The sequence below is a fragment of the Pseudomonas sp. R3-56 genome (assembly GCF_051132075.1).
Taxonomy (GTDB): domain Bacteria; phylum Pseudomonadota; class Gammaproteobacteria; order Pseudomonadales; family Pseudomonadaceae; genus Aquipseudomonas.
In genome coordinates, this window is record NZ_CP071657.1 from 4,898,640 (window position 1) to 4,923,822 (window position 25,183).

The 25,183-nt window shown below is 62.4% G+C and carries 23 protein-coding genes; 13 read left to right on the top strand and 10 right to left on the bottom strand.

Features of this window, described 5'->3' with window-relative positions:
* The first annotated feature begins 1 nt into the window (after position 1).
* The gene (locus tag J3P96_RS22325; RefSeq protein ID WP_434653531.1) at positions 2-583 is read left to right on the top strand and encodes a cob(I)yrinic acid a,c-diamide adenosyltransferase; all 582 of its coding nucleotides are present in this window, start codon (positions 2-4) and stop codon (positions 581-583) included.
* Positions 584-711: 128 nt separating this feature from the next.
* Here J3P96_RS22325 and J3P96_RS22330 read toward each other — a convergent pair whose 3' ends face one another.
* The 4 genes from J3P96_RS22330 to secA all read right to left on the bottom strand — a co-directional run bounded on the left by J3P96_RS22330 (position 712) and on the right by secA (position 6,499).
* Positions 712-1,656, bottom strand: a complete 945-nt coding sequence (locus J3P96_RS22330; protein WP_434653532.1) for a Nudix family hydrolase — start codon at positions 1,654-1,656, stop codon at positions 712-714.
* Complete coding sequence (locus tag J3P96_RS22335) at positions 1,653-2,285, bottom strand: glutathione S-transferase family protein (protein ID WP_434653533.1); 633 nt, start codon at positions 2,283-2,285, stop codon at positions 1,653-1,655. Before J3P96_RS22335 ends, J3P96_RS22330 begins: the two co-directional genes overlap by 4 nt.
* Before the next feature lie 135 nt (positions 2,286-2,420).
* Positions 2,421-3,638 (bottom strand): bifunctional glutamate N-acetyltransferase/amino-acid acetyltransferase ArgJ, encoded by a 1,218-nt coding sequence (argJ, locus tag J3P96_RS22340; RefSeq protein WP_434653534.1) that lies wholly within the window; start codon positions 3,636-3,638, stop codon positions 2,421-2,423.
* 119 nt (positions 3,639-3,757) lie between these two features.
* Positions 3,758-6,499 carry a preprotein translocase subunit SecA gene (gene secA, locus J3P96_RS22345; RefSeq protein WP_305496429.1) on the bottom strand — a complete coding sequence of 914 codons (2,742 nt, stop codon included), beginning with the start codon at positions 6,497-6,499 and terminating at the stop codon, positions 3,758-3,760.
* 307 nt (positions 6,500-6,806) lie between these two features.
* On the opposite strand from secA, the gene J3P96_RS22350 reads away from it, so the two are divergent.
* The gene (locus J3P96_RS22350; protein ID WP_053124648.1) at positions 6,807-7,262 is read left to right on the top strand and encodes a DUF721 domain-containing protein; all 456 of its coding nucleotides are present in this window, start codon (positions 6,807-6,809) and stop codon (positions 7,260-7,262) included.
* A 139-nt stretch (positions 7,263-7,401) separates the two neighbouring features.
* Here the strand turns inward: J3P96_RS22350 and J3P96_RS22355 are convergent, their stop codons facing one another.
* Positions 7,402-8,889, bottom strand: coding sequence for a helicase HerA-like domain-containing protein (locus J3P96_RS22355; protein ID WP_434653535.1), 1,488 nt, complete (start codon positions 8,887-8,889; stop codon positions 7,402-7,404).
* Between the two features lie 283 nt (positions 8,890-9,172).
* On the opposite strand from J3P96_RS22355, the gene J3P96_RS22360 reads away from it, so the two are divergent.
* From J3P96_RS22360 to J3P96_RS22370, 3 genes are read left to right on the top strand one after another with little or no spacing between them, the layout of a single operon-like run.
* Positions 9,173-10,294 carry a glycosyltransferase family 4 protein gene (locus J3P96_RS22360; protein WP_434653536.1) on the top strand — a complete coding sequence of 374 codons (1,122 nt, stop codon included), beginning with the start codon at positions 9,173-9,175 and terminating at the stop codon, positions 10,292-10,294.
* Between the two features lie 10 nt (positions 10,295-10,304).
* On the top strand, positions 10,305-11,078 hold the full coding sequence (locus J3P96_RS22365; RefSeq protein WP_434653537.1) for a DUF2334 domain-containing protein: 774 nt from the start codon (positions 10,305-10,307) through the stop codon (positions 11,076-11,078).
* The gene (locus J3P96_RS22370; RefSeq protein ID WP_434653538.1) at positions 11,075-12,070 is read left to right on the top strand and encodes a lysylphosphatidylglycerol synthase transmembrane domain-containing protein; all 996 of its coding nucleotides are present in this window, start codon (positions 11,075-11,077) and stop codon (positions 12,068-12,070) included. The genes J3P96_RS22365 and J3P96_RS22370 overlap by 4 nt, the downstream gene beginning before the upstream one ends.
* A gap of 4 nt (positions 12,071-12,074) precedes the next feature.
* Here the strand turns inward: J3P96_RS22370 and J3P96_RS22375 are convergent, their stop codons facing one another.
* Both J3P96_RS22375 and purU read right to left on the bottom strand, forming a co-directional pair.
* Complete coding sequence (locus tag J3P96_RS22375; RefSeq protein WP_434625769.1) at positions 12,075-12,254, bottom strand: hypothetical protein; 180 nt, start codon at positions 12,252-12,254, stop codon at positions 12,075-12,077.
* Positions 12,255-12,324: 70 nt separating this feature from the next.
* Positions 12,325-13,173 (bottom strand): formyltetrahydrofolate deformylase, encoded by an 849-nt coding sequence (gene purU / locus J3P96_RS22380; protein WP_305496443.1) that lies wholly within the window; start codon positions 13,171-13,173, stop codon positions 12,325-12,327.
* Between the two features lie 297 nt (positions 13,174-13,470).
* Between purU and mvaT the strand changes: the two genes are divergently transcribed.
* Positions 13,471-13,848, top strand: coding sequence for a histone-like nucleoid-structuring protein MvaT (mvaT, locus tag J3P96_RS22385; protein ID WP_305496444.1), 378 nt, complete (start codon positions 13,471-13,473; stop codon positions 13,846-13,848).
* A gap of 110 nt (positions 13,849-13,958) precedes the next feature.
* Here mvaT and sbcB read toward each other — a convergent pair whose 3' ends face one another.
* Positions 13,959-15,386 carry an exodeoxyribonuclease I gene (gene sbcB, locus J3P96_RS22390; protein ID WP_434653539.1) on the bottom strand — a complete coding sequence of 476 codons (1,428 nt, stop codon included), beginning with the start codon at positions 15,384-15,386 and terminating at the stop codon, positions 13,959-13,961.
* 225 nt (positions 15,387-15,611) lie between these two features.
* Between sbcB and J3P96_RS22395 the strand changes: the two genes are divergently transcribed.
* The 6 genes from J3P96_RS22395 to J3P96_RS22420 are packed head-to-tail and all read left to right on the top strand — an operon-like array spanning position 15,612 to position 22,369.
* Positions 15,612-16,337 (top strand): RDD family protein, encoded by a 726-nt coding sequence (locus J3P96_RS22395; protein WP_434653540.1) that lies wholly within the window; start codon positions 15,612-15,614, stop codon positions 16,335-16,337.
* The gene (locus tag J3P96_RS22400) at positions 16,334-17,308 is read left to right on the top strand and encodes a stage II sporulation protein M (protein WP_434625775.1); all 975 of its coding nucleotides are present in this window, start codon (positions 16,334-16,336) and stop codon (positions 17,306-17,308) included. The genes J3P96_RS22395 and J3P96_RS22400 overlap by 4 nt, the downstream gene beginning before the upstream one ends.
* Positions 17,295-18,851, top strand: a complete 1,557-nt coding sequence (locus tag J3P96_RS22405; protein WP_434653541.1) for a DUF4129 domain-containing protein — start codon at positions 17,295-17,297, stop codon at positions 18,849-18,851. Before J3P96_RS22400 ends, J3P96_RS22405 begins: the two co-directional genes overlap by 14 nt.
* Positions 18,848-20,011: a DUF4350 domain-containing protein gene (locus J3P96_RS22410; RefSeq protein ID WP_434653542.1), complete on the top strand. Its 1,164-nt coding sequence runs from the start codon at positions 18,848-18,850 to the stop codon at positions 20,009-20,011. The genes J3P96_RS22405 and J3P96_RS22410 overlap by 4 nt, the downstream gene beginning before the upstream one ends.
* Positions 20,008-21,012 carry an AAA family ATPase gene (locus J3P96_RS22415; protein WP_434653543.1) on the top strand — a complete coding sequence of 335 codons (1,005 nt, stop codon included), beginning with the start codon at positions 20,008-20,010 and terminating at the stop codon, positions 21,010-21,012. The genes J3P96_RS22410 and J3P96_RS22415 overlap by 4 nt, the downstream gene beginning before the upstream one ends.
* Positions 21,013-21,037: 25 nt before the next feature.
* On the top strand, positions 21,038-22,369 hold the full coding sequence (locus tag J3P96_RS22420) for a DUF58 domain-containing protein (RefSeq protein WP_434653544.1): 1,332 nt from the start codon (positions 21,038-21,040) through the stop codon (positions 22,367-22,369).
* A gap of 22 nt (positions 22,370-22,391) precedes the next feature.
* Here J3P96_RS22420 and J3P96_RS22425 read toward each other — a convergent pair whose 3' ends face one another.
* Positions 22,392-22,751: a PilZ domain-containing protein gene (locus J3P96_RS22425; protein WP_434653545.1), complete on the bottom strand. Its 360-nt coding sequence runs from the start codon at positions 22,749-22,751 to the stop codon at positions 22,392-22,394.
* Between the two features lie 271 nt (positions 22,752-23,022).
* Positions 23,023-23,397: a tetratricopeptide repeat protein gene (locus tag J3P96_RS22430; RefSeq protein ID WP_305496455.1), complete on the bottom strand. Its 375-nt coding sequence runs from the start codon at positions 23,395-23,397 to the stop codon at positions 23,023-23,025.
* 326 nt (positions 23,398-23,723) lie between these two features.
* On the opposite strand from J3P96_RS22430, the gene pyk reads away from it, so the two are divergent.
* Positions 23,724-25,175, top strand: a complete 1,452-nt coding sequence (gene pyk / locus J3P96_RS22435) for a pyruvate kinase (RefSeq protein ID WP_434625788.1) — start codon at positions 23,724-23,726, stop codon at positions 25,173-25,175.
* The last annotated feature ends 8 nt before the right edge of the window (positions 25,176-25,183 follow it).

The window sequence follows — 25,183 nt, forward strand, 5'->3', positions numbered from 1 at the left end:
CATGGGTTTTCGTCTGTCGAAGATTTACACCCGCACCGGGGACAAAGGTGAAACCGGACTGGGGGATGGTCGCCGGGTGGCGAAGGATCATCCGCGAATCGAGGCCATCGGCGAAGTGGATACGCTGAACAGCCAACTGGGCTTGTTGCTGGCCGGGCTTGCCGCCGAAACGGAACGGTACCCGGCGTTGAAAGAAGTAACCGAGATACTGACGCCTTGTCAGCATCGGCTGTTCGACCTGGGCGGCGAGCTGGCGATGCCGACCTATCAGGCCCTGAACGATGCAGAAGTGGCGCGCCTGGAAGCGGCCATCGATATGTGGAATGAAGAGTTGGGGCCGCTGGAGAATTTCATCCTGCCCGGCGGCTCGACCCTGATCGCCCAGGCCCATGTGTGCCGCAGTCTAGCCCGTAGCGCCGAGCGCCGTTGCCAGCAACTGAACGCGGTGGAAGCACTGGCCGGGCCGGGGCTGGCGTATATCAATCGGTTGTCGGACCTGCTGTTCGTGGCGGCGCGGGTCATCGCCCGGCGCCAGGGTGTGGCGGAAGTGCTTTGGGAGGCGGCGGCAAAGCCTGGGAGTTGATCAAAAGGTGTATCGCCTGTCAGGCCGCCATCGCGAGCAAGCTCGCCCCCACAGATGTTATATGAACGCCGAGGATCCAGTGTGGGAGCGAGCTTGCTCGCGATGAGGCCAGCAAATTCACCGCAGCATCAGGCTTCAGGCCAGAACGCCCGAATCCCCGCCACCCCTTGCGCCCCGGCTTCCCAGGCTTTCTGCCGCTGATCGGGGCCTACCCCGCCCAACAGATACACCGGCCTGTCGAACCCCTCGATCAGTCGCGCAGCCTCTTCCCACCCCAATGGCTGCGCATCGGGATGGGTCTGGGTCGGTTGCACGGGTGACAACGTCACGAAATCCACGCCCATCTGCTGAGCCAGGGAGAGTTCCTCGGCGTTGTGGCACGAGGCCGCCAGCCAGCGGTCGGTGCCGAACGGTCGACCCGCCGCCGCATGCTTGCGCAGTTGCGCGGCGGTGATATGCCAGCCGGCAGACGGAAAGTCACCCAGCCATTCGAACGGGCCCTTGAGCATCAATTGCGCCTTGCCGGCACACAGCCCCACCGCGTCCACTGCCAGGTCACGGTATTGCGGGTCGTAACCGCTGGGCGCGCGCAGTTGCAGCAGCTTGATCCCGCCAGCAACAGCCTTTTGAATGCCACGCAGCAAGGCGGGCGTTTCAAGGCCTTCAGGAGTGATCAGGTACTCGCCCGGCAAACGGGCCGCCGCGACGATCGGCTGATTCGCCGCTGGAAACTCATAGTTCGTCAATTCACGGGCCGTGACCCAGGCAAGCGGCTGGCCTTCGGCGCCATGGGGCTCGCCGCTGAACGCCGAGACTTCCCAGACATCCAGCAACACCTGCTTGTCCGGATAATCGTGGCGCACCTTGATCAGTGGCCGGGCAGCGCTGACGACAATGCCCAACTCTTCGAGAAGCTCCCGGGCCAGCGCCGTTTCGACCGACTCATCAGCCTCGACCTTGCCCCCCGGAAACTCCCACAGGCCGCCCTGATGCTGGGAATCGGCCCGGCGGGCAATCAGGATTCTGCCGGCGGCGTCGCGAATGACTGCCGCCGCTACATGTACGCGTTTCACCGGGCGATTTCCTCCAGGCCAGCTTGTTGCCATGCTTTGAAGGCCGGCCATTGATAAAGGGTTTCAACGTAGGCCGCGTCGACTTCCGGCAGTTCCACCTGGTAGGTGCGCAAGCGCACGGCAATCGGCGCAAAAAATACGTCAGCCAGGCTCAGGGTACCAAACAGGTAGGGACCGGCTTCGGTAGCCGCCGCGCGGCACTCTGCCCACAACGCCAACATCCGCTGGATTTCCGCCTGCACATCCCCCGGAATCGGTGACAACGGCGCATCGCGGCCCAGGTCGAACGGCATGTGGGTGCGGATGGCAAAGAAACCACTGTGCATTTGTGCACAGGCCGAACGAGCCTGGGCCCGTGCCGCTACATCCTTGGGCCAGAGACCGGCCTCGGGAAACTGCTCGGCCAAGTACTCGGCAATGGCCAGGGAGTCGGCGATCACGCCGAACTCGGTCTTGAGCAGCGGGACCTTGGCCGTGGCCGAATACTTCAGCAGTTTTTCGCGGGTGTCGGGCTGGCCGAGCCTGACCAGTTCTTCGGTGTACTTCGCGCCGGACAACGACAGGGCCAGCGCGCCCCGCAGGGACCAGGAAGAAGCTCGTTTATCGCCGATGATCAGGTGCAGGCTCATTTGGATTCCTTTCTTGTGGTTCTGGGGGTGTTTGTACTGCCGCCTTCGCGAGCAGGCTCGCTCCCACACTGAATCTGCGGCGTTCACAGAATCCCTGTGGGAGCGAGCCTGCTCGCGAATGGAACGACTCGGTTTTTAAGTCCGATACTCAGCGTTGATCTTGACGTACTCGTGGGACAGATCGGTGGTCCAGATCGTTTCGCTGCAATCGCCACGCCCCAGCTCGATGCGGATGGTGATTTCCTCCTGCTGCATCACCGCCGCGCCCTGCGCCTCGGTGTAGGTCGTCGCCCGGGCGCCTTGGCTGGCGATGCAGACCTCACCGAGGAAGACGTCGATCTTGCTCACGTCCAGCTCAGGCACCCCGGCGCGGCCGACAGCGGCGAGAATACGACCCCAGTTCGGGTCGGAAGCAAACAGTGCGGTCTTGATCAGCGGCGAATGCGCCACGGTATAACCGACGTCCAGGCATTCCTGGTGATTACCACCACCGTTGACCTGTACGGTGACGAACTTGGTCGCGCCTTCGCCGTCACGGACGATGGCCTGGGCCACTTCCATGCACACCTCGAACACCGCCTGTTTCAGCGCCGCGAACAGCGGACCGCTGGCTTCGGTGATCTCCGGCAGGTTGGCCTTGCCGGTGGCGATCAGCATGCAGCAGTCGTTGGTCGAGGTGTCGCCGTCGATGGTGATGCGGTTGAAGGACTTGTTGGCGCCGTCGAGCATCAGGTCCTGCAACACCTGGCGGGAGACCTTGGCGTCGGTGGCGATGTAACCGAGCATGGTCGCCATGTTCGGGCGGATCATGCCGGCGCCTTTGCTGATGCCGGTCACGGTCACGGTTACACCGTCGTGCTGGAACTGGCGGCTCGCGCCCTTGGGCAGGGTGTCGGTGGTCATGATGCCGGTGGCGGCCGCGGCCCAGTTGTTTTCCGAGAGGTCATCAAGGGCGGCTTGCAGCGCGCCTTCGATTTTTTCGACCGGCAGCGGTTCGCCGATCACACCCGTGGAGTACGGCAGCACCTGGCTGGCGTCGACACCGGTCAGTTCAGCCAGCCTGGCGCAGGTGCGCTCGGCGGCGGCCAGGCCTGGCGCGCCGGTGCCGGCGTTGGCGTTACCAGTGTTGGTCAGCAGGTAACGCACCGGCCCCTGCACGCGTTGCTTGGCCAGGATCACCGGCGCGGCGCAAAACGCATTGAGCGTGAACACGCCGGCCACCGTCGAGCCCTCGGCGCAACGCATGACCACCACATCCTTGCGCCCGGGACGCTTGATGCCCGCCGAGGCGATACCAAGTTCAAAACCGGCAACCGGGTGCAACGTTGGCAACGGACCAAGACCAACAGCCATGAATGCGCTCCTTATAAAATTATTTCAGCATCGCCTTCATCAAGACGGCGAATCAAATGGCAAAACGCCGCGACAAGAGACTCTTGTCGCGGCGCGGGTCGCTCAGCGTTGAAACGGGTTTATTGGATCTGCCCGTGGCAATGCTTGTATTTCTTGCCCGAGCCGCAATAGCACAGCTCGTTTCGGCCCAGTTTCTGCTCGTTGCGTACCGGTGCGGTGGCCAGGGCCACGTCCACATCGACGCCCTCTTCCATCGCCTGGACCACTTCCAGGCCCGGAGCTTCGGCGTGCTCGAACTGCATGCGCGCGGCCAGGGCTTCGGCCTCCTGGCGCAGGCGGGCTTCTTCTTCGACCGGATCTTCGCGGCGAACCTGAACGTGGGACAGAACCCGGATCGAGTCGCGCTTGATCGAATCCAGCAGCTCGGAGAACAGCGTGTAGGACTCGCGCTTGTATTCCTGCTTCGGATTCTTCTGCGCGTAGCCACGCAAGTGGATACCGTGGCGCAGGTGATCCATGGTCGACAGATGGTCTTTCCACAGGTCGTCCAGCACCCGCAGCACGATCTGCTTCTCGAACGAGCGCAGCGCTTCGGCGCCGGCCTGGTCTTCTTTCTCGTTGTACGCGGCGATCAGTTCGGTCAGAAGTTTCTCGCGCAGCGTTTCTTCGTAGAGGTGATCGTCCTCGTCGAGCCACTGCTGGATCGGCAACGACACGCCGAAATCACTGCGCAGGGAGGCTTCCAGACCAGCAACGTCCCACTGCTCCGGAAGCGACTGCGGCGGAATGTGTGCGCTGACAGTGGCGTCGAGCACTTCGCGGCGGAAATCGGCGATGGTTTCGCCAATGTCGTCTGCGGCCAACAGGCTGTTGCGCATGTGATAGATCACTTTGCGCTGCTCGTTGTTGACGTCGTCGAATTCAAGCAACTGCTTGCGGATGTCGAAGTTGCGGCCCTCGACCTTGCGCTGCGCCTTCTCGATGGCGTTGGTCACCATGCGGTGCTCGATCGCCTCGCCCGGCTGCATGCCCAGGGCCTTCATGAAATTCTTCACCCGATCAGAGGCGAAGATGCGCATCAGGCTGTCTTCCAGGGACAGGTAGAAGCGGCTGGAGCCGGCGTCGCCCTGGCGACCGGCACGGCCACGCAGCTGGTTGTCGATACGGCGCGATTCGTGACGCTCGGACGCGATCACCTGCAAGCCACCGGATTCGAGCACCTGCTGGTGACGCTTCTGCCAGTCGGCCTTGATCTGCGCGATCTGCTCGGGGGTCGGGTTTTCCAGCGAAGCCACTTCGACTTCCCAGTTGCCGCCCAGCAGGATGTCGGTACCACGGCCGGCCATGTTGGTGGCGATGGTCAACGCACCCGGGCGACCGGCCTGGGCGATAATCTCGGCTTCCTTCTCGTGGAACTTGGCATTGAGGACCTTGTGCTCGATACCTTCCTTGGCGAGCAAGGCGGACATGTGCTCGGAGGTCTCGATGGTCGCGGTACCCACCAGGATCGGACGGCCCTGGGCCATGCCTTCCTTGATGTCGTTGATGATCGCCGCGTATTTCTCTTCGGCGGTCAGGAACACCAGATCGTTGTAGTCCTTGCGCGCCAGCGGCTTGTTCGGCGGAATCACCACCACTTGCAGGCCGTAGATCTGGTGGAATTCGAACGCTTCGGTGTCGGCGGTACCGGTCATGCCGGACAGTTTGTTGTACAGGCGGAAGTAGTTCTGGAACGTGGTCGAGGCCAGGGTCTGGCTCTCGGCCTGGATGTTCAGGCCTTCCTTCGCTTCGATGGCCTGGTGCAGGCCTTCGGACAGGCGACGGCCCGGCATGGTGCGGCCGGTGTGTTCGTCAACCAGTACGACCTGGCCGTCCTGGACGATGTATTCGACGTTGCGATGGAACAGCTTGTGGGCACGCAGGCCGGCGTAGACGTGGGTCAGCAGGCCCAGGTTATGGGCCGAGTAGAGGCTTTCGCCTTCAGCCAGCAGGCCGACGCGGGTCAGCATCTCTTCGATGAACTGGTGGCCGGATTCGTTGAGCTCGACCTGGCGGGTCTTCTCGTCGACGGTGTAGTGGCCGGGCTGGGTCACTTCGCCTTCGACTTCTTCGACGTGCAGCTGGAGCTGCGGGATCAGCTTGTTGATCTCGATGTACAGCTTGGAGCTGTCTTCGGCCTGCCCGGAAATGATCAGCGGCGTACGGGCTTCGTCGATGAGGATGGAGTCGACTTCGTCGATCACGGCAAAGTTGAGTTCGCGCTGGAATTTTTCTTCCATGCTGAACGCCATGTTGTCGCGCAGGTAGTCGAAACCGAATTCGTTGTTGGTGCCGTAGGTGATGTCCGAGGCGTAGGCCGCGCGCTTCTCTTCCGGCGGCTGGAACGGCGTGACCACGCCGACCGTCAGGCCGAGGAATTCATAGAGCGGGCGCATCCAGTTGGCGTCGCGGCGGGCCAGGTAGTCGTTGACCGTCACCACGTGCACGCCCTTGCCGGACAGTGCGTTGAGATATACCGCCAGGGTCGCCACCAGGGTCTTGCCTTCACCGGTGCGCATTTCGGCGATCTTGCCTTCATGCAAGGTCATGCCGCCGATCAACTGGACGTCGAAGTGGCGCATGCCCATGACCCGCTTGCCGGCTTCACGGCAGACCGCGAAAGCTTCGGGCAGGATCTGGTCAAGGGTCTCGCCCTTGGCGATGCGGTCCTTGAATTCGGCGGTCTTGGCGCGTAACTGATCGTCCGAAAGGGCCACCATTTGCTCTTCGAAGGCATTGACGATCTGTACCGTCTTGAGCATGCGTTTGACTTCACGCTCGTTCTTGCTTCCAAAAAGTTTCTTTAACAAAGGCGCAAACATATCGGCAGGATCTTCCACACTAAAGGGATGGAGGGCGGCCCCATGAGTCGCCCGTGCAGCCCTCATGGCCGCATGCGAACGAGCATTCTACCCGGAAACGATGGAGAGGAAAGTGGCGTTATTCCACGATGCTGGCACAGCGCTGTGACGGGGCCTCCCTAAAATAAGGGCTTTTGCGCGAACTTCAACCCACAAAACGCAGAAGTTACTCATTGATTATGCGAGTAAAAGCCACCGGGCGGCAGGGCTCGGGCGTATCTGGCGCTTTCTGCTACCATGGCGCCTTTGTCACTTGCGGTAATCAACCATGGCCTTTCGCCCTCTTCCAGCCAAGGCGCCCGCCGTTCTGCTGCGCGAAGCCAAGCCGCTGAAAGCCATCTTCGGCCACGCCAGACGCCTGGGGCACTTGCAGCGCCTGCTCGACAGCCAGCTACAGCCCGCTGCGCGCGAGCATTGTCACGTAGCGTCCTGGCGGGAAGGCAGTTTGTTGCTGATCGTCACCGACGGTCACTGGGCCACGCGCCTGCGTTACCAGCAAAAGCGCCTGCTGCGCCAATTGCAGGCATTCGAGGAGTTCGCCAACCTGACGCGAATCCTGTTCAAGGTCCAGCCGCCCACGGTGCAAGTCGGCGCCAAGGGTCATACGCTGGATCTGTCCACCGACGCTGCCGCCACCATCCAGGCCACGGCCGATGGCATCAGCGACCCCAACCTGCGGGCAGCCCTGGAGCGATTGGCGGCGCATGCGCGGCCCAAGGATTGAGATTTTTTTCGGCTGTTGAATAGCCTTCGCGAGCAGGCTCGCTCCCACAATGGATCTGCGTGAGGCACAAGACTTGCGCGCGCAGGAGATCTCCTGTGGGAGCGAGCCCGCTCGCGAAGGCGGCGACTCGGTCTTCGACCTAACGCCGCTTGCTGCCTCCCAACAGTGACCCCATCAACCCACGCACCAACTGCCGGCCCAACTGATTGGCCGCCTGGCGCATCGCCGATTTCAGCGCCTGGCCGGCGGCAGTGCCGAGGAATTCCCCGGCCTTTTCGGTGAAGCTCGGCTCCTCGGCGGCCGGTTTGCCTGGCACGGCTTCGGCCTGCGGCTCCAGCCCCTTGCGCCCCATCAGCACTTCATAGGCAGACTCGCGGTCGATGGGTTTGTCATAACGGCCCTGCAACGGTGAGCTGGCGATCAGCCCGGCACGCTCAGCCGCGGTCAACGGCCCGATGCGCGACTGCGGCGGCGCCACCAGCACACGCTGGACCATTTCTGGCGTGCCTTTTTCCTGCAAGGTGCCCACCAGCGCTTCACCGATGCCCAGCTCGGTCAGCACCGCCAGGGCATCGAATTGCGGATTTGGTCGAAAACCGTCAGCCACCGCCCGCAGGGATTTCTGTTCCTTTGCGGTGAACGCCCGCAGACCATGCTGGATGCGCAACCCCAGCTGCGCGAGCACGTCGTCCGGCAGATCGCCCGGCGACTGGGTGACGAAGTACACCCCGACGCCCTTGGAGCGGATCAGCCGCACCACTTGTTCCAGGCGCTCTTGCAATGCCTTGGGCGTGCCGGCGAACAACAAATGTGCCTCATCGAAAAACAACGCCAGCAGGGGTTTGTCCGCATCGCCGCGCTCGGGCAGTTGCTCGAACAGCTCGGCCAGCAGCCACAGCAGGAATGTCGCGTAGACTTTCGGCGCTTCATGGACCAGGCGACTGGCGTCCAGCAGATGAATGCGGCCACGGCCGTCACCGGCCGGTTGCAGGATGTCTTCAAGCTGCAACGCCGGTTCGCCGAACAAGGCATCCGCGCCCTGCTGTTCCAGGGTGGACAGTCGGCGCATCAAGGCCTGGCTGGAACCGGTGGTCATCAGGGCCGCGTCGTCCCCGAGCAATTCAGGGTTGTCCTTGAGGTGATTGAGCAGCGCCTTCAGGTCCTTGAGGTCGAGCAGCAACAGGCCCTCGCGGTCGGCGACCTTGAACGCCGCGTACAACGCCGCTTGCTGGCTGTCCGTCAGTTCCAGCAGGCTGCCGAGCAACAACGGGCCCATTTCACTCAACGTCGTGCGCAACGGATGACCGGACTGGCCGTGTATATCCCACAAGGTCACCGGATAGGCCTGGGGCTTGTGGCCGAGCCAGGGCATGCCGGCGATGCGCTCGGCGATCTTGCCTTGAGGATTGCCGGCGGCGCCGAGGCCGCACAGGTCACCCTTGATGTCCGCCGCGAACACCGCCACGCCGGCATCGCTGAACATCTCGGCCAGGCGCTGCAAGGTGACGGTCTTGCCGGTGCCGGTGGCGCCCGCCACCAGCCCATGACGATTGGCCAGGCGCATGGCCTGGGCGACAGGTTGGCCGGCCAGGTCGGCCCCGATAACGAGTTGCGATGAATCAGGCATTTGGTCACCTGTGGGTTTGCGGTATGACGCCATTTTGCGCGCTTATATAAAAGCATGCCCAGTGCAATAAGGCCCGAGCGGCAGAATAATAGCCTGCAACCAGCACTGGCCCCTTCGCGAGCAGGCTCGCTCCCACAATTTGGACCTATGTTGAGCACAGAACCCTGTGGGAGCGAGCCTGCTCGCGAAGAGTGCCCGACAACGCATTCCTTTACTGCACCCAACCCCAACCGAACATCTATTCTTACCCAAGGTCAACAAGGGGAGAACACAGACCGGAGGGATGTTCATCGTGCATATAGCGGACATAACCATGTTCTACGCCCCCGCCAGCGGAGGTGTACGCACTTATCTGGATGCCAAGCACCGGCGCCTGGGCAATCGGCCGGGTATTCGCCATAGCCTTCTGATCCCCGGCGCGCATTTGAGCGAGCAGGATGGGATCTACAAGGTCCCGGCCCCTCCGCTGCCCTTTGGCAAGGGCTACCGCTTCCCGCTGCGCCTGGCCCCTTGGCGTAATGTCCTGCGCGACTTGCAGCCCGACCTGATCGAGGTCGGCGACCCTTACCTCACCGCCTGGGCCGCCCTGGATGCCCGGCGACAGCTGGACGTGCCCGTGATCGGCTTTTATCACTCCGACCTGCCGTTGCTGGTAAGCAACCGCATGGGCAACTGGTTCACGCCCAATATCGAAGCCTATGTCAGCAAACTGTACGGCAACTTCGACCGGGTGCTCGCGCCGAGCCAGGTCATGGCCGACAAACTCACCGGGCTTGGAGTCAAAAATGTCTACGTGCAGCCGTTGGGGGTAGACCTGCAGACCTTCAATCCCGCCGCTCGCGACCCGGAACTGCGGGCCGAACTGGGCATCGCCGAGGATGCGCGCCTGCTGATTTTCGCCGGTCGCGGCTCCAGGGAAAAAAACCTGCCGGTGCTGCTCAAATGCATGAAACGCCTGGGCGAACGCTATCACCTGCTGCTGGTGGGCTCTTCCATGCCAGCCGTGGTGCCGGACAACGTCACGGTGATCGACGAATTCTGCCCGGCTCCGCAAGTCGCCCGGCTGATGGCCAGCGCCGACGCCCTGCTGCACGCAGGCGACCAGGAAACGTTCGGCCTGGTAATCCTCGAAGCGATGGCCAGCGGCATCCCGGTGGTAGCGGTCGCGGCAGGCGCCTTCAATGAAATCGTCCACGAGGACTGCGGCCTGCTGTGTGCGCCCGACAATCCACAGGCGATGGCCAATGCCGTTCGGCAACTGTTCGCCGAAGGCTGCCAGCAACGCGGCGCAAAAGCACGCCGACATGTAGAACGTCATTACGCCTGGGATTCGGTGGTCAATAGTCTGTTGGGCCACTATTACAGCGTGCTCGGCGCAGAAATGCCCCTGCTGGCCAATGGTTGAGTCGAGGCCCATGTCGATGACCGCTCAATCCAGCCTGCTGCTGGTGCTGCACGATGTCGCACCGCAAACCTGGCCCGACTACCAGCCCTTCGTCGAAGCCGTCGACGCCCTCGGCCAGGTGCCGATGACCTGGCTGGTGGTGCCGGACTTCCATCACGCCAACGCGCTCGACGAACATCCCGGCTTCCGGCGCATGCTCGACAGCCGGGTCGAACGCGGCGATGAACTGGTGCTGCACGGTTATTACCACTGTGATGACGGTCCGCCGGCGCTCCATCCCAAGGACTGGTTCATGCGCCGGGTCTACACCCATGAAGGCGAGTTCTACGGTCTGTCCGAGGAAGCGGCCCTCGCCCGCCTTCGCGCCGGCATCGAAATCTTTCAGCGCTACCAGTGGCCGCTGCAGGGCTTCGTCGCGCCGGCCTGGCTGATGAGCGAAGGCACGCGCCAGGCCTTGCGCCAGTTGCCGTTGAGTTATACCAGCGACACCCAGCACCTTTATCGCTTGCCGGAGTTCACCCCGATCGATGCCCCGGGACTGGTCTGGAGCGCCCGCAGCGCCTGGCGTCGAGGCTTGTCAAAAGTCATCAGCGATCGGCGTGAACAGCGCTGGCGCCAGGCACCGGTCATTCGCCTGGGCCTGCACCCCGTAGACATGCGCCACGGATTTTCCCGCGACTACTGGCTGCGAATCCTGGAGCGCCTGATTGAGGACGGGCGCGTGCCGATGACCAAGATCGACTGGCTGGCGTCACTGCGCCAGCCAGTCAGCAGTGCCGCATGAAACGGCTGGTCTGGTTAGGCGCCGCCCTGTTGATTGCGGTATTGGTCCCGATGCTCGTGGGCGGCGGGGAGATGTGGTCGCGGCTGCAGCGCTTTCCGCTGTCCTTGCTGCTGGTCATGCTTGGCATGATCGTACTCTGCTGGGGCCTCAACTCGGTGCGCCTGCGCTTGCTGCTGGGTGAACACCGTGGGCGCATAGGCGGGTTGAAAAGCATTGGCGTGGTGATGTCCACCGAGTTCGCGATGTGCGCGACGCCCGGCGGCAGTGGCGGGCCGTTGACACTGATGGCGCTGCTCGCGCGCAACGGCGTGCGCCCCGCCCATGGCAGCGCGGTGTTCGCCATGGATCAATTGAGCGACCTGCTGTTTTTTCTCTGCGCCTTGTTGGGCATCCTGTTTTATGCACTTTTCCAGAACCTCAGCCAGCGCATGGAATGGATGCTGGGGCTGAGCGCGGTTTCATTGTTCGGCGGGCTTTGCTGCTGCGTGCTGGTGGCCCGCTACCATCGGCGGCTGATTCTCCTGGGCGCGCGGCTACTGCGGCATTTGCGAGTGAAGCCGGTGACCCGTCGACGCTGGGGACGCAAGATCCTGAATTTCCTCGCGGCATTTACCGACACTCTGAAATTGCCACGCCAGACGCTGTTCCAGGTGTTCGTCTTGACCTGCCTGCACTGGGTCCTGCGCTATAGCGTGCTGTACCTGGCATTAAAAGGACTCGGGGCGGATCTGCAATGGGCCTGGAGTTTCCTGATCCAGATGCTGTCCCTCAGCGCCGGGCAGTTCAGCCTGTTGCCGGGCGGCGCCGGAGCGGCGGAGTTGACCTCGGCGGCGTTGCTGGCGCCGATGGTGGGCAAATCCACCGCGGCGGCAGCGATCCTGATCTGGCGGGCGGTGACGTATTACTTCTATCTGCTGGCCGGAGGACCGGTGTTCTTCATGATGGTCGGGCGACCTTTGATCAAGAAGCTGATGAAGCTGCGGCAAGCCTGAGAGGTCAGTCCTTGGACTCGGGATCGTCCTGGGGCTGCTCGTGCAGCTCTTCCCACAGCTGGGCGGCGTCGGGAAATTCGGTGCCGTCTTCCGGGCCCAGCGCTTCGGGATCGTAGCGACTCAGGCAACCCTCGCCCACGGTTGCCGGCGCTCTGGCGGTGGCTTTGTCCAAGGGATCGGTCATGGGATTCATGCCTCGAGGTTCGTGGCAAGGGAGAAAGCTCCCTTGCCACATAGAGTCAGAAGACTACAGATCAGAAGACCACGGTCTTGTTCCCGTGCACCAGTACGCGGTCTTCCAAGTGATAGCGCAAGCCGCGCGCCAGGACCATTTTTTCCACGTCGCGGCCGAAGCGCACCATGTCTTCAATGCTGTCGCTGTGGCTGACACGCACCACGTCCTGCTCGATGATCGGGCCGGCGTCCAGCTCTTCGGTCACGTAGTGGCACGTGGCGCCGATCAGCTTCACTCCGCGCATCGAGGCCTGGTGGTAAGGCTTGGCACCAACGAACGACGGCAGGAAACTGTGGTGGATGTTGATGACTTTATGCGCGTATTCGCTGCACAGTGACGGCGGCAGGATCTGCATGTAGCGGGCCAGTACCACCACCTCGGCGTCGTGCTGCTTGACCAGCCGCGAGACCTCGGCGAACGCCGGGTGCTTGTCCTGCGGGTTGACCGGTACGTGGTAATAAGGGATGCCGTGCCATTCCACCATGCTGCGTAAGTCGTCATGGTTGGAAATGACACAGGCGATGTCGCAATCGAGCTCATCGCTGTGCCAGCGGTGCAACAGATCAGCCAGGCAGTGGGACTCACGACTGGCCATCAGCACTACGCGCTTTTTCTGCGCGGTATCGGTGATACGCCAGTCCATCGAAAACTCTTCGGCAATCGGGGCGAATGCCTCGCGGAAGGCTTCGATGCCGAAGGGCAGCGAGTCGGCGCGTATCTCGTGACGCATGAAAAACCAACCACTCTGATTGTCCGAATGGTGGCTTGCTTCAGTGATCCAGCCGTTATGGGACGCCAGAAAGTTACTGACTTTAGCAACGATACCGACGCGGTCTGGGCAAGCGATCACCAGCCGAAAAGTGCGCATTAGGGGAACTCCAGAACTTCGCAAAGGCGGCCATTCTAGCCATTGCGCGGCAAAACTGCAGTATCGATCACACATCGCGCCCAGCGATGGCTGACCGGGACTGCCAATGCCCGCGTGGCAAGCTTTATCGTGAACAGATGTGAAGACTGCATCACATTATTTATTTCACGGCGCTCACTCTGTGCTAGCGCACTATTAATTAAATAAACACTGCTTAAATGTTTACTTGATGAAACTGTCTGATTACTATTACCCCACTGTCTCCTTGTCACCAGCGTCCTACATAAGGTAGTCCCCATGTCCCTGATCACCGAATACAACGCTACAAAACAAGCCATTGAAGAACTGCAACAACGTCTGGCCGACCTGTCCAAAGACGACAAACTGCAAAAAGAACTGGAATTCGAAGGCAAACTGCGCACGCTGATGGGTGAATACTCCAAGTCCCTGCGCGATATCATCGCCCTGTTGGATCCAGAGTCCAAGTCGAGCAAAGCCCCGCGTGGCGCTGTGAAAACTACCGGCACCAAGCGCGCTCGCAAAGTTAAGCAATACAAGAACCCGCACAACGGTGAAGTCATCGAAACCAAAGGTGGCAACCACAAGACTCTGAAAGAGTGGAAAGCCAAGTGGGGCGGCGACGTGGTTGAAGGCTGGGCGACCCTGCTGGGCTAAGCTCCGGCGGTTCGAAGCGTTCTCGACGCAGAAAAAAACGCCAGCGATTGCTGGCGTTTTTTGTTGCCTGTCCACTTCTGATTTATTTCCTTACATGGCAGCGCGGCGACTCAAAGGCTTAAACGTTTGCGCAATTGCTGGCTATAGCCCTGCCATTGAGTCAGCACCTCTTGCTGCATTGGGCTGGAAAGCGCCAGCCACTGCGTCATCGCCTCATCAAAACTTTCCAGGGTATTAGGCGCACCCCACTCCGGTGATTTCAGTCGCTGCTGGCAAAATAGTTTCCAGCGTACCTGCTCTTCAGTGCTCAAGGTGTCGGGGAAGTTACGGGCCCGGTATCGGAATAATAATTCCGGCAGGCGCTCATCATCGAAATGCCAACGTTCCCCCGCCAACTGGTCGGGATCTGCCTGGCGCACTTGTTCGCACAAACGCCGATCACGATCACCCATGAATCCAGCGTACAACTGTTGTTCGGGGTCATCGCTCGCAGTGAAATCCTCGCGACCGTAAATCGCCTGGAGTTTATCGTGCCAGACTTGCTGTGCGTCACTTAGCCGCAGCGCCCGCTGGCGATAACCCTCCATGTCCAGTTGCAGGCGTTGCTGGTCCTCGTCGCGCAGGACTGACAGCGGCGCGACCACCGGGCACTTGTTGATATGAATAAGCTTGAGGGGTACGGGCAATTCTCCTTCCAACAACTCTTCACGGCGGGTATACAAGCGTTGGCGCAGGATTTCGGCGTCATGGTCCAGCAGCCCTTGAGGATCCAGATGCAGATCGCAGACGATCAGGGCGTTGCGGTTCTTCGGATGCCAGGCCAGCGGCAGGACCACGCCGATGTAGTTTCGCGCCGCCGAGAAGCGCCCGGAGATGTGCACCATGGGCTGTAGCAGGCGGACCTGGTCCATCACTTTCTGTTTAGTGCGCAACTGGAACAGCCAGTCGTAAAGCCGGGGTTGTTTCTGACGGATCAACCGGGCCAGGGCAATCGTTGCACGTACATCCGACAGCGCATCATGGGCCTGGCCATGGTCGATGCCGTTGGCGGCGGTCAGGCGTTCGAGCTTGAGGGTGACGCGCCCCTCCTCCTGCGGCCAGACAATCCCATCGGGGCGTAACGCATAGGCGGCCCGCACCAGGTCAATCAGGTCCCAGCGACTGTTGCCCCCCTGCCATTCCCGTGCGTATGGGTCGAAGAAATTCCGATAAAGGCTGTAGCGGGTCATCTCGTCATCGAAGCGCAGCGTGTTGTAGCCGGCGCCACAGGTCCCGGGCGCGGCCAGTTGCGCATGGACGCGGGTCATGAAATCGGCCTCGCTCAAGCCTTTTTCCGCCAGGCATGCCGGTGTGATCCCGGTGATCGCGCATGCGGCCGGATGGGGCAGGATGTCATCGCTGGGCCGGCAGTACAGGTTCACCGGTTCATCGATTTCATTGAGTTCGAAATCGGTACGTATCCCGGCCACCTGCAAGGGGCGGTCGCAACGCGGATTGATGCCGGTGGTTTCGTAGTCGTACCAGAAAATGGAGGTCACGGGTGGTTCCTGTGCTGAGGACTGGCGAAGTCTAGGCGCTGCAACCGGCCGGCGGCCAGCGCTGCTGTAACTTTCCGGGAGGCGCAAGCCTACGCCCTCCCGCAAGATCCCTGTTGTTTACATGAAGCGTGAAATGACCCACAGAGTTGTATCGTGCGCCTGCACGAAGACTGCTAGCATCTGGGCCGAGATCGAACGTTCGAACCGCCCCCTCACAGGTTGCCCATGCTCGAGACACCAGCATTGCAAAGGAACGCGCCGCTGCCCGCGCCACTGGACACGCGTTACCAGGTCGAGACGCCCGAGGGCATCGACCTGCCGCTGCGCCCGGCGGGGTTGATGCCTCGCGCCCTGGCCTTTGCCATCGACCTCGGCATACGGGGGCTGGCCCTGGGCCTGCTGTTCCTGATCCTGGCGTTTTTTGGCGAACTGGGCGTCGGCCTGGGCTCGATCCTGCTGTTCGTCATCAGCTGGTGGTACATGGTGCTGTTCGAGGTGCTGAACCAAGGGCGTTCCCCCGGCAAGCAGATCATGGGTTTGCGCGTGGTGCAGGATGACGGCCGGCCTGTCGACTGGTCGGCCTCGCTGATCCGCAACCTGCTGCGCTTCGTCGACATGCTGCCCTTCGGCTATGCGTTCGGGGCGATTACCTGCCTGCAGCATCCAGCGTTCAAGCGCCTGGGCGACCTGGCGGCCGGGACCCTGGTGGTTTATCGCGAACAAGCGATCAAACGCCCCGTACTGCCATCGGCCCGACCGATACGGCCACCTTTTGTCCTCGACCTCAACGAGCAGCGTGCCGTGCTGGGCTTCGCCGAGCGCCAGGCAGAACTGTCCGGTGCCAGGGTCACCGAACTGGCGACGATCCTGGCCGCGCCGCTGAAGGTGCACCCTTCCGGCGCCGTGGCCGAACTCAATGGCATCGCCCGCGGCCTGCTGGGGCCGACATGAAACAAAGCCTTTTCGAAAAACGTCATCAAGAGGAATGGGACCGTCTGTCCCAACAGCTCGACCAATTGGAGCGCAGCCGCAACGTCGCGCAGAGCAGCGATTTCCCCAATGCCTATCGACGCCTCTGCCACCACCTGACGCTGGCCCAGGCCAGGGGCTACAGCAGCCTCTTAATAGACGCGTTGCAGCAATTGGCCCTGCGTGGTCACCAGCAACTCTACCGGGACCGCGGCCGGTTCTCGGCCAGCCTGTCGACCTTCATCCTGGCCGGTTTCCCCCGACTGGTTCGTGAGCAATGGCGATTCGTGCTGGCGGCGGCCTTGATGTTCCTAGGTAGCCTGGTCGGCATCGGGCTGCTGGTCTACCTGTTCCCCGAACTGGTCTACAGCGTGTTGAGCGTCGAAGAAGCCAGCCAGATACGCGGCATGTACGACCCTGCCGCCGGCCACCTGGGGCGCTCGATCGAGCGGGCCGCCAGCGAAGACTGGGTCATGTTCGGCTATTACATCATGCACAACATCGGTATTGCCTTTCAGACGTTCGCCAGCGGCTTGCTGTTTGGCCTGGGCAGCGCATTCTTCCTGTTCTTCAACGGCCTGACCATTGGCGCGGTGGCCGGGCACCTGACCCAGATCGGTTCGGGATCGACGTTCTGGTCATTCGTGATCGGCCACGGCGCCTTCGAACTCACTGCCATCGTCCTGGCCGGCGCGGCGGGCCTGTTGCTCGGTTGGGCACTGATCGCGCCGGGGCGCCTCACCCGAGGCGAAGCGTTACGGCTCGCCGCCGGCAAGAGCGTGCTGATCATCGGCGGCGTGGTGCTGTTGCTGCTCATCGCCGCGTTCGTCGAGGCCTACTGGTCCTCCAGCGCGGTGACACCCACCACCAAATACATCGTCGGCGCCTTGTTGTGGCTGCTGGTGCTCGGGTATCTGCTGTTTGCCGGACGAGGCCACCATGCGCCTGAGTGACGCCAGCGTTGTCATCCGCCCCCGCACCACCTGGGAAGCCATGGACCTCGGCGTGCTGATGAGCCAGCAGCACCGAGGGCTGCTGATGACCAGTTGGGCCATCGTCACGCTACCGGTGTATGCGCTGCTGACCCTGTTGCTGTGGGACTCGCCGTCGCTGGTAGTCATTGTGTTCTGGTGGCTGAAACCGGCCTTCGACCGCCTGCCCCTGTTCATTTTGTCCAAGGCCCTGTTTGGCGAGCCGCCTACGCTGAAGCAGGCGTTGCGCCAATGGCTCGCGCTGCTCAAGCCGCAATTGCTGGCCAGCCTGACCTGGCGACGGCTGAGCCTGAACCGCAGCTTCCTGATGCCGGTGGTGCAACTCGAAGGCCTGGCCGGCGAGGCGCGCGAGCAACGTTTGCGCGTCCTGCTGCAGCGCAACGGCGGCGCGGCGCAGTGGCTGACCATCATCGGCGTGCACCTGGAAACCGCGCTGTGGTTCGGCCTGATGGCGCTGTTCTATCTGTTCATACCGCAACAGGTCGAGCTGGAATGGGACTGGCAGACCCTGATCGCCGTGGCCGAGCACGACTGGCTGTGGCTCGAACACCTGGTCAACTTCCTGTATCCACTGTTGCTGATCTTCTGGGAACCGGTTTACGTCGCCTGTGGCTTCAGCCTCTACCTGAACCGCCGCACGATTCTCGAGGCCTGGGACATCGAACTGGTATTCCGGCGCCTGCGCCAGCGCCTGGCCGGCTTGGCCCCGGCGCTGTTGCTGCTGGCAATGACGCTGCTGCCGTTGGCGCCACCTGCCTGGGCCGCGCAGGACGACAACGGTCCCGACAGCCCGCGCTTGCTCAACCAGCCGCTGACCAGCGAGGCCTCTCGGGAAAGCATTGAAGCGATTCTCGAAGCGCCACCATTCAAGAATCCGGAAACGATCACCCGCTATCGTTTCGGCGAAGAAGCCGAAAAATCAGCCGAATCAGCCGAGCCAGCTGAAACCGATGGAGCGCCGGGCTGGCTCAAATCGCTGTTCGAATGGCTGTCGAAAAAACGCTTCGAGGGTATTGCCGCGCTGATCCAGGTGCTGCTCTGGGCGGCCCTGTTGACGGCCATCGCCTGGCTGGCCTGGCATTACCGCCATAGTCTCAAGACCCTGGCGAACCGTAGGCCAGCACAGCGCATGCATTCGAAACCCGCTGCGCCGGTGCAGATGTTCGGCCTGGATATTCGCGAAGAGAGCCTGCCGGAGGATGTGGCGAGCCGCGCCGAGCAGTTATGGTCCACCGCGCCTCGCGAGGCGTTGGGTTTGCTCTATCGAGCCTTGCTCAGCCGATTGCACCATGAATTCGCCATCCCCCTGAAACCCGCGGACACGGAAGGCCAGGTGTTGCAGCGCGTCGAACGACTCCAGCAGCCGGACCTGCTGGTCTTCAGCAAAAACCTGACCCAGCACTGGCAAAACATCGCCTACGGGCACCGTCCACCAGCGCCGCATCTGCAACGGGAGCTGTGCGATGGCTGGCGCGGCCTGTTCGGTCCGGGAGTTTCCCGATGAGCCGCCGCGCCGGATGGCTGGTCGCGGCGCTGGTTGCGGCGTTGGTCTGTGCAGTGGGCGTCTACTTGTCCACGAAAGCCGTGCCCTACCAGGAAACCATTGATCACGGCCCATCCCCCGAAGCCCAGGCCAATCCCTACCTGGCGGCGGAACATTTCCTGCGTCAGCATGGGGTAGAAGTCGAACACGCCAACAGCCTGGACGTCCTGCCCGGCCTCGAACCCCACCAGCGTAGCCTGCTGTTGCTGGGCGAGCGGAGCAACATGACGCCACGAGAGGCCGACCAGTTGATGAACTGGACCCGGGCCGGCGGACGGCTGCTGTTCGTCGCCGAGGCCTTGTGGGATGACAGCACCAGCAGCAGCGGCGATTTGTTGCTGGACCGCGTGGGTCTGCGCCAACTCCTCAGCAAGGACCTCGAGGAATCCGACGCCGAACTCATCAAGGATCGCTACCCCGAACTGACCAAGCTTTATCTGGAAGATGAAGAAGCGCCGGCCTATGTCGGCTTCGACACCGACTTCCATCTCGAAGACCCGCAGAACCTCGCCCAGGCCTGGGCCAACAGCGCACAGGCAACTCACATGATGCAACTGAACCACGGCCTGGGCACCATCACTGTGCTCACTGACGCCGAGCTTTGGAAGAACGACCAGATCGACCAATACGACAACGCCTGGCTGCTCTGGTACCTGAGTGCCGATACGAATGTGACGCTGCTGTTCGACATCGAGCACGACAACCTGCTGACCCTGCTGCTGCGCTATTTCCCCCAGGCCCTGTTGGCGCTGCTGGTCCTGATCGGGCTGTGGTTCTGGCGCTCGGCGGTGCGGCATGGCCCGTTGCAACAACCCGCCCCCAAGGCGCGACGGCAGTTACTGGAACACCTGCAGGCCAGCGCCGCGTTCCAGCTGCGCCACCACGGCCGGCAACACCTGTTGCAGAGTTTGCAGCATGACGTGTTGCGCCGGGCGCGCCAGCTTCATCCAGGTTTCGAACGGCTGGTCGTCGCCGAACAATGGCAAGTGCTTGCACGCCTGACCCGCCAACCCACGCGAACCATCAGCCAGGCCCTCAGCCCCCGGCCGGCGCAGCGCATGTCCAGCACTGAGTTCTGCCGCCAGGTTGCCCTTTTGCAAACTCTCAGGAATGCCTTATGACTGAACAGAACGAACCTGTCGACGGCCAGGCCCATGCCGCCCAACAGCGCCAGCGCGCCAGCCAGTTGGCCCAGGCGATCCGTACCGAACTGCACAAGGCGGTGGTCGGCCAGGCTGCGGTGGTCGACGATGTGCTCACGGCGTTGATCGCTGGCGGGCATGTGCTGCTCGAAGGCGTTCCAGGGTTGGGCAAGACGTTGATGGTGCGCGCGCTCGCGCGCTGTTTTAGTGGCGAGTTCGCGCGCATCCAGTTCACGCCCGACCTGATGCCCAGCGACGTCACCGGCCATGCGGTGTACGACCTGCAGACCGAGCAGTTCAAGTTGCGCAAGGGTCCGGTTTTCACCAACCTCCTGCTGGCCGACGAGATCAACCGCGCGCCGGCAAAAACCCAGGCGGCGCTGCTCGAGGCCATGCAGGAACGCCAGGTCACCCTGGAAGGCCGCGCCCTGCCGATCGCCCAACCGTTCATGGTGCTGGCGACCCAGAACCCCATCGAACAGGAAGGCACTTACCCGCTGCCGGAAGCCGAGCTCGACCGCTTCATGCTCAAGGTCCGCATGGACTATCCCGATGCCGACCAGGAGCTGGACATGGTCCGCCAGGTCAGCCGCTCGACCCGGGCCGACATGCTTGACGTGCAACCGTTGCGCACGGTGCTGCAAGCCAAGGATGTGCAGGCCTTGCAGCGAATCGCCAGTGACCTGCCGATGGACGATCAGGTCCTCGACTACGCCGTCCGCCTGGCCCGCGCCACTCGCAGCTGGCCGGGGCTGACACTGGGCGCCGGGCCGCGCGCCTCGATCGCGCTGGTACGCTGCGCAAGGGCCCGGGCGCTGCTGCGCGGTGGCGAATTCGTGGTCCCGGACGACATCAAGGGCTGCGCCCTGGCCGTGCTGCGCCATCGCGTAAGGCTGGCGCCGGAGCTGGACATCGAGGGGCTCTCGGTGGACCAGGTGCTGGGGCAGTTGCTCGATCAAGTCTCGGCGCCGCGGCTGTGAAAAATCGCGCGGCAAGGATGCGCCCATGAAACCCTCGCGTCTGTTGCTCATCTGGCTCGCGATCCTGCTGGCCGTCGGCATCGTGCTGGGCACGTTGCGAGCGCTGGGCATCGCGGTGCCGTCGACACTCCTGTCGATCAACTGGGGGATGCTGCTGGCCTTGCTGGCCTTGGCGCTGCTCGATGCCGTGCGGCTGCGGCGCCTGCCCTCGCCCCGCGTACAACGACACATGCCGGGCAGCCTGGCACTGGGCCGATGGGGCGAAGTGCGCCTGCAGATCAGCCATGATTTTGCCCAGCCAATGCCGATCCAGGTGTTCGATCACGTACCCGATGGCCTCGACTTCGACGACCTGCCCTTGTCGGTCGAACTTCAACCCGGCCAACGCAGCCAGCTCGGCTACCGCTTGCGCCCGCTCAAGCGCGGTCATTTCATTTTCAGCTACTGCGAGATCAGCCTGCCCAGCCCGCTGGGATTGTGGTCCGGCAAACGCCTGCTGGAGGCGCTCGATAACACTCGCGTCTACCCGGATTTCGCCAGGCTCTATGACGGCCAGCTATTGGCCGTCGACAACTGGCTGAGCCAGCTCGGCATACGCCAGCGGCAGCGCCGTGGCCAAGGCCAGGAGTTTCATCAGCTGCGCGAGTTTCGCGAGGGCGACAGCCTGCGCCAGATCGACTGGAAGGCCACCGCCCGCCACCGTACGCCGATTGCCCGTGAGTACGAAGACGAACGCGACCAACAGATTATCTTCATGCTCGACTGCGGCCGGCGCATGCGCAGCCAGGACGACGAGCTGGCGCACTTCGATCACGCTCTCAATGCCTGCCTCTTGCTCAGCTATACCGCGTTGCGCCAGGGCGACGCCGTCGGCCTGTACACCTTCGCCAGTGAGCGACCGCGCTACCTCGCGCCGGTCAAAGGCAGCGGCCAGCTCAACGTCTTGCTCAACGCGGTCTATGACCTGGACAGCAGCCAGCATCCCGCCGATTACCAGGTCGCGGTCAATCAACTGCTGGCCCGGCAAAAACGCCGGGCCCTGGTGGTGTTGGTGACCAACCTGCGGGATGAGGACGACGAGGAACTGCTGGCTGCCGTCAAGCGCCTGGGCCAGCAGCATCGGGTGCTGGTGGCCAGCCTGCGCGAAGAGGCACTCGACCGGTTGCGCCAGGCGCCGGTACAAACCCAGCCCGAAGCCTTGGCCTATTGCGGGACGGTGGACTACATGAACACCCGCGCCGGACTCCATCTGCGGTTGGCGGCCCATGGCATCCCGACCCTGGATTCGCGCCCCGGCGAGCTAGGGGCGGATCTGGTGAGCCAATACCTGGCATGGAAAAAGGCCGGAACCGCTTAGGCCCTGCGCAGGAGTCGGTTACTCAAGCCGAGGCGGGCAACGGATAAAAACAGAAATACTGCTGCAACGCACTGACCAACGCCCCGTACTCCGGCGGCGCCCATTGCAGGCTGAAACCGGCATCGAAATGCTGCGGCGTCACGTCTTCATGACACCACAGGCACTTGGCCTTCAACCGGATCTCTTGCTGTGGTCCGTCGTCGGTGGGGATTTTCAGGTACAGATCAAAGCTTGCGCCAATCATCAACGGCAATTGACTGATCAACATCAGGCCACTTTCAGAAACGTTGCCCAGAAAACCGATCGATTTGTCGTTGAGGCCGTTGAACACCTCAAGAAAACAAGCCAACTGATGTCGTTCAATGCGGCGCTCTTTGTACATGTCCTGTATCGCTTTTTTAACGGCCGCTCACCGGCCAACCGAACACTTCGGAACGAACCCAAGCGAGCCCGCTCTCCCTGATCCCCTTGCCAGACGCCAGCAAACGTCATGGCGTGTCTCATCGGTTACAGGCGCCACCTGGCTATTAGAGTCCAAGCTCTAATAGCCAGATGTACAACTATAGCGCAGGTTCTGACGACGGCCAGTCCGGATGCGATCCCCATCATAATGCCGCGCCGGCGCCTGGCCGAGGGCCTGGATCCGGCGTCGTTCAGAACGCCGTCGGGCGGATGGCCGAGGTGCTACGGGTAGGGTAATGCCCAAGGCTCTGCAAGGTTTCGAGCCGGGCGCGGGCACGATAGGCGTACTCGCTGTTGGGGTATTGCGTAAGAATGAACTGGTACGTCTGCGCCGCATCGACGAACAGCTTTTGCCGCTCCAGGCATTGACCACGCATCATCGAGACTTCCGGCTGCATGTAACGGCGGGCACGGCTGGCGCGGTCGACCTTGGACAGCTCAAGCATCACTTGCTCGCAGTTGCCGCGCTCGTAGGCCTTGTAGGCCAGGTTCATGTGGTGGTTCATCGACCAACGGGTGCAGCCCGTGATGCTCAAGGCCAAGGCAATAAAAAGCACGAATCGCATGGGGAGGTTCTCCTGTCTTGAGCTCTTTATCGACCTGGCGCGAAAAATCTTCAATCGGACCAGCTCTTGTGGCGAGGGAGCTTGCTCCCGCTGGGCCGGTCCGACGCTTCGGGCGCAGCGGCCCCAAGATTTTGCGGTCGCTACGCAACCGAGCGGGAGCAAGCTCCCTCGCCACAAAAGCGATGTTCGGCTTTAGGAATTAACGGCGCAGAAATTTTCAGGAATGTTCATTTCGAAAAAGAAACGAATAAGTAGTGCACATGAACAATGACTACACCCAAAGACCATAGTAGCCTTCGCTGGCGCTTGAACTTGAGGAGTCCTGCATGTCCGTCCGTCGCACCAAAATCGTCGCTACCCTTGGCCCGGCCAGTAACTCGCCGGAAGTTCTCGAACAGCTGATTCTGGCTGGCCTGGACGTTGCCCGCCTGAACTTCTCCCACGGCACCCCCGACGAGCACAAGGCTCGTGCCAAGCTGGTGCGCGACCTGGCCGCCAAGCATGGCCGCTTCGTCGCCCTGCTGGGTGACCTGCAAGGCCCGAAGATCCGCATTGCCAAATTCGCCAACAAGCGCATCGAGCTGAAGATCGGTGACAAGTTCACCTTTTCCACCAGCCATCCATTGACCGAGGGTAACCAGCAAGTCGTCGGTATCGACTACCCGGACCTGGTCAAGGACTGCGGCGTGGGCGACGAGCTGCTGCTCGACGACGGCCGCGTGGTGATGCGCGTCGAGACCGCCACCGCCACCGAACTGAACTGCGTCGTGACCATTGGCGGCCCGCTGTCGGACCACAAGGGTATCAACCGTCGCGGCGGCGGCCTGACCGCTCCGGCCCTGACCGACAAAGACAAGGCCGATATCAAGCTGGCCGCGGAAATGGAAGTCGACTACCTGGCGGTGTCCTTCCCGCGCGACGCGGCGGACATGGAATATGCCCGTCAATTGCGCGACGAGGCCGGCGGTACCGCCTGGCTGGTGGCCAAGATCGAACGCGCCGAAGCCGTGGCCGACGATGAAACCCTCGATGGCCTGATCAAGGCGTCCGACGCCGTGATGGTGGCTCGTGGCGACCTCGGCGTGGAAATCGGCGATGCCGAACTGGTGGGCATCCAGAAGAAGATCATCCTGCACGCACGCCGCCACAACAAAGCGGTGATCGTTGCGACCCAGATGATGGAGTCGATGATCCAGAACCCGATGCCGACCCGCGCCGAAGTGTCCGACGTAGCCAACGCCGTGCTCGACTACACCGACGCCGTGATGCTCTCGGCCGAAAGCGCCGCCGGCCTCTACCCGCTCGAAGCGGTGCAGGCCATGGCACGTATCTGCATCGGCGCTGAAAAGCACCCGACCGGCAAGACGTCCAGCCACCGCATCGGCAAGACCTTCGAGCGCTGCGACGAGAGCATTGCCTTGGCGAGCATGTATACCGCTAACCACTTCCCGGGCGTAAAGGCGATCATCGCCCTGACCGAAAGTGGCTACACGCCGTTGATCATGTCGCGCATCCGCTCCTCCGTGCCGATCTATGCGTTCTCCCCGCACCGCGAAACCCAGGCCCGTGCCGCCATGTTCCGTGGCGTCTACACCGTGCCGTTCGACCCGGCCGCCCTGCAACCGGGCGAAGTCAGCCAGGCGGCGGTGGATGAACTGGTCAAGCGTGGCGTGGTGCAGACCGGCGACTGGGTCATCCTGACCAAGGGCGACAGCTACCACACCATCGGCGGCACCAACGGGATGAAGATCCTGCACGTCGGCGACCCGATGGTTTGATGACCGGT

Bases quoted from the DNA above. Each gene is read 5' to 3' on its own strand.
- J3P96_RS22420 (WP_434653544.1), top strand. From the start codon at position 21,038: ATGAAACCCTCGCGTCTGTTGCTCATCTGGCTCGCGATCCTGCTGGCC.
- J3P96_RS22365 (WP_434653537.1), top strand. From the start codon at position 10,305: ATGTCGATGACCGCTCAATCCAGCCTGCTGCTGGTGCTGCACGATGTC.
- J3P96_RS22350 (WP_053124648.1), top strand. From the start codon at position 6,807: ATGGCCTTTCGCCCTCTTCCAGCCAAGGCGCCCGCCGTTCTGCTGCGC.
- J3P96_RS22400 (WP_434625775.1), top strand. From the start codon at position 16,334: ATGAAACAAAGCCTTTTCGAAAAACGTCATCAAGAGGAATGGGACCGT.
- argJ (WP_434653534.1), bottom strand. From the start codon at position 3,638: ATGGCTGTTGGTCTTGGTCCGTTGCCAACGTTGCACCCGGTTGCCGGT.
- pyk (WP_434625788.1), top strand. From the start codon at position 23,724: ATGTCCGTCCGTCGCACCAAAATCGTCGCTACCCTTGGCCCGGCCAGT.
- purU (WP_305496443.1), bottom strand. From the start codon at position 13,173: ATGCGCACTTTTCGGCTGGTGATCGCTTGCCCAGACCGCGTCGGTATC.
- J3P96_RS22415 (WP_434653543.1), top strand. From the start codon at position 20,008: ATGACTGAACAGAACGAACCTGTCGACGGCCAGGCCCATGCCGCCCAA.
- J3P96_RS22375 (WP_434625769.1), bottom strand. From the start codon at position 12,254: ATGACCGATCCCTTGGACAAAGCCACCGCCAGAGCGCCGGCAACCGTG.
- J3P96_RS22325 (WP_434653531.1), top strand. From the start codon at position 2: ATGGGTTTTCGTCTGTCGAAGATTTACACCCGCACCGGGGACAAAGGT.
- J3P96_RS22360 (WP_434653536.1), top strand. From the start codon at position 9,173: ATGTTCATCGTGCATATAGCGGACATAACCATGTTCTACGCCCCCGCC.
- J3P96_RS22395 (WP_434653540.1), top strand. From the start codon at position 15,612: ATGCTCGAGACACCAGCATTGCAAAGGAACGCGCCGCTGCCCGCGCCA.
- secA (WP_305496429.1), bottom strand. From the start codon at position 6,499: ATGTTTGCGCCTTTGTTAAAGAAACTTTTTGGAAGCAAGAACGAGCGT.
- mvaT (WP_305496444.1), top strand. From the start codon at position 13,471: ATGTCCCTGATCACCGAATACAACGCTACAAAACAAGCCATTGAAGAA.
- J3P96_RS22425 (WP_434653545.1), bottom strand. From the start codon at position 22,751: ATGTACAAAGAGCGCCGCATTGAACGACATCAGTTGGCTTGTTTTCTT.
- J3P96_RS22335 (WP_434653533.1), bottom strand. From the start codon at position 2,285: ATGAGCCTGCACCTGATCATCGGCGATAAACGAGCTTCTTCCTGGTCC.
- J3P96_RS22355 (WP_434653535.1), bottom strand. From the start codon at position 8,889: ATGCCTGATTCATCGCAACTCGTTATCGGGGCCGACCTGGCCGGCCAA.
- J3P96_RS22430 (WP_305496455.1), bottom strand. From the start codon at position 23,397: ATGCGATTCGTGCTTTTTATTGCCTTGGCCTTGAGCATCACGGGCTGC.
- J3P96_RS22405 (WP_434653541.1), top strand. From the start codon at position 17,295: ATGCGCCTGAGTGACGCCAGCGTTGTCATCCGCCCCCGCACCACCTGG.
- J3P96_RS22370 (WP_434653538.1), top strand. From the start codon at position 11,075: ATGAAACGGCTGGTCTGGTTAGGCGCCGCCCTGTTGATTGCGGTATTG.
- J3P96_RS22410 (WP_434653542.1), top strand. From the start codon at position 18,848: ATGAGCCGCCGCGCCGGATGGCTGGTCGCGGCGCTGGTTGCGGCGTTG.